This is a genomic window from Microcystis aeruginosa LEGE 91341, from assembly GCF_015206885.1.
GTDB lineage: Bacteria > Cyanobacteriota > Cyanobacteriia > Cyanobacteriales > Microcystaceae > Microcystis > Microcystis aeruginosa_H.
This window is the reverse complement of sequence record NZ_JADEXY010000239.1, coordinates 1-2,717: the sequence shown is the minus strand read 5'-3', so window position 1 is coordinate 2,717 and position 2,717 is coordinate 1. Positions and strand designations below refer to the sequence as shown.

The window sequence follows — 2,717 nt, the reverse complement described above, 5'->3', positions numbered from 1 at the left end:
ATTATGAATTAAGTAGGTAGGTGTTAAAAGTTCTCAGATGCCCCCCTTATTAAGAGGGGATTAAGGGGGGACTAAGGGGGGATCGGCACCCCCCTTATCAAGGGGGGCAGGGGGGATCAGACGCAAAATCTATCTTCAATTTAATTATAACTACTTACTTATAACTGACGACCGGCTACTGCCTACGGTTAAAATAACTGGTAAATAACATCATCGATCATCGCGCAAGAGTAGCCTATTTTGCCTCCTTCTAACGCCAAAATCATTTTTATCTTAACTATCGGTGTGGTGTCGGTTTCTGCATCGGCAATTTTTATCCGGTTAGCGATCGAAGCGGTAGGTAATGCTACGATCGCATTTAGTTTATTTTTAGCGACTTCCCGTCTGATATTGGCTTCTGTTGTCCTAATTCCGAACTGGTTGACCTTATCACGCCAAAAAGTCCCTATTCAAGCCTATTATTACGCAGTGGGGGCAGGATTTTGTTTAGCTCTCCATTTTGCTACTTGGATTACTTCTCTATCCTACACCTCGATCGCCGCTTCTACCACTTTAGTCACCACTAATCCTCTCTGGGTTTCTCTGTTGGGTTGGTGGTGGTTTCGAGAAAAACCGAGTAAATTAACCTTTATCGGCATCTTTGTGGCTCTAACGGGGGGATTATTGATTGTTTTAGCCGATCGAGATGTCAGTAGTTCTTATCCTAACCCTTTATTGGGCAATAGCTTGGCTTTAATTGGGGCAATTCTCGTCAGTGGTTATATTCTCCTCGGACGGGAAGCACAAAGAAAGGGATTAAATATTAAGAATTATATAACTGTAGCCTACACTACCGCAGGATTAGCTTTATTACCTCCTATTTTTTTATTCGGTCAAGGTTACGAAAGCTATCCCCTATCCGTGTATGTTTATGTGTTAATGATGGCGATTTTTCCGCAATTAATCGGTCATACTAGCTTTAACTGGGCTTTGCGATGGGTAGCACCAACAATAGTAACCATGGTAATTTTATTAGAGCCAATCGCCGCTAGTCTGTTAGGAGTGTTCATTTTTAGTGAAATCCCCCCCCAAGAAGTCATTTATGGGGGATTAATTCTATTAATCGGCGTAGGAATTGCTATTTTAGGCGGATAAGCTATTAGTGTATCTAAATTACTGGTTAAGTGTAATCTCGATCGCCGATTGTAACCACAGACAAAAGCTAGATTAGTGTAAAATGCTAACTGCATGAGAGTTTAAGTAGGTAGGTCTTAAAAACTTGCGGATGCCCCCCTTATCAAGGGGGGATTAAGGGGGGATCAGCACCCCCCTTATCAAGGGGGGATTAAGGGGGGATCAGCACCCCCCTTATCAAAGGGGGATTAAGGGGGGATATATCTTCAATTTAATTATAACCAGCTACTTAGACAATCTGACTCACTTGAAAAATAGGGTTTTCGGGGAATTAATTCCCTGACTAAAGTTAGAAATATTCGATTATCTGGGTAATCTGTAGTTGAGATATAAAAAAGTCAGTAGGTTTCAGGAAAAACGGGGGTTTGAAAAGTGAAATCAAAAGGAAAGGGGATACAGTCAAAACTGCCGTCATCCGAGTCGGGTTTCTCGATGTTAGAAGTGATGATTGCCATTTTAACTATTACCGCTTTCTCAATAGGAACCCTACAGTTAATGGCATTCACTGCCTTATATAAAGTTCGGGCAGAAAGACAGACTCAAGCTAACTTTTGGATTCAAGAAGATTTTGAGGATGTCAAATATTTAGCTTCGACTTTAGATGATAGCTCCAGTTATGTCAGTCCAGATGTGTGTACAAATATCAATCAGGGTTATGCCACAGCTTTAAGAGGACAACTAACGGCTACTCCCATCCCCGACCGAACAATTGTCGGTAAAAACTATTCTCTGTATCGAACTTTTAATATTACTTCGGCTAATCCCCATCGTCTCCGTATTGATTATCAAGTCCAGTTAGCAACAGGTGAAACTGCTGACGATGACCACAACCAAGAAAATGTTATTGCTAGAAGTTCTGTCGAGGTGATTCCCGATGCGTCGTTTAAATGTCCATAAAAATCAGGGTTTTACCCTGTTAGAAATTTTGGTAGCTTTGGCAATTACGGGAATTCTTGCCGCCTTAACCCTACCTAATTTATCAGCTTGGTTGAATAGCAATAAAGTCAAAGAAGCCACCGATGCTATACAATTAGCCCTAGAGGATGCCCAAAGACAAGCTATCCGTCGAGGGAGGAATTGCACGATTAATTTTACTGAAGGGACTGGCAATAATCCCACGGTTTACTCGCAAATAACCGCTTTAGATGAGGACTCCAACCCTGACCCAGGTTGTTTAGTGGCGACTAATACTAATGCGGGTTCCTTCAGTCTGCCGCAGGAAGTATTTATGGTGGTGGATAATTTTCCGAATTTTCCTCCTGGGAGCGGCAGTCCGGGTGTGCAGTTTTCCTTTCGGGGTCATGTGCCGGGGTTAACCTTTGTTCCGCCGCAAAACCAAGCGATAATCGTATTATATTCCGCCGCCGATGCCACCGCCGATCCCCATCCCAACCAAGAAAAAAAATGTCTAGTTATCGCTTCTTTGTTAGGAATAATTAAACAAGGTACTTATACTGGAACTTCTCTAACTAACCTCGATGCCAGTAATTGTCAAATCCGTCTCGATGGAACGAACTGAACCCTAGATTAGGGGAGATGGGGAG

General features: G+C 42.4%; 3 protein-coding genes. All 3 read left to right on the top strand.

Features of this window, described 5'->3' with window-relative positions:
- Positions 1 to 240: 240 nt before the first annotated feature.
- Positions 241 to 1,134, top strand: a complete 894-nt coding sequence (locus tag IQ234_RS20500; protein WP_193958426.1) for a DMT family transporter — start codon at positions 241 to 243, stop codon at positions 1,132 to 1,134.
- A gap of 471 nt (positions 1,135 to 1,605) precedes the next feature.
- A complete protein-coding gene (locus IQ234_RS20495; protein WP_193958427.1) occupies positions 1,606 to 2,070 on the top strand; it encodes a type 4 pilin in 465 nt (154 codons plus the stop codon).
- Positions 2,048 to 2,692 (top strand): pilus assembly FimT family protein, encoded by a 645-nt coding sequence (locus IQ234_RS20490; protein ID WP_193958425.1) that lies wholly within the window; start codon positions 2,048 to 2,050, stop codon positions 2,690 to 2,692. Before IQ234_RS20495 ends, IQ234_RS20490 begins: the two co-directional genes overlap by 23 nt.
- Positions 2,693 to 2,717: the final 25 nt, after the last annotated feature.

What these genes read in the sequence shown, in the direction of transcription:
- IQ234_RS20495 (WP_193958427.1), top strand. Translation starts at nt 1,606, where the DNA reads ATGTTAGAAGTGATGATTGCCATTTTAACTATTACCGCTTTCTCAATA.
- IQ234_RS20490 (WP_193958425.1), top strand. Translation starts at nt 2,048, where the DNA reads ATGCGTCGTTTAAATGTCCATAAAAATCAGGGTTTTACCCTGTTAGAA.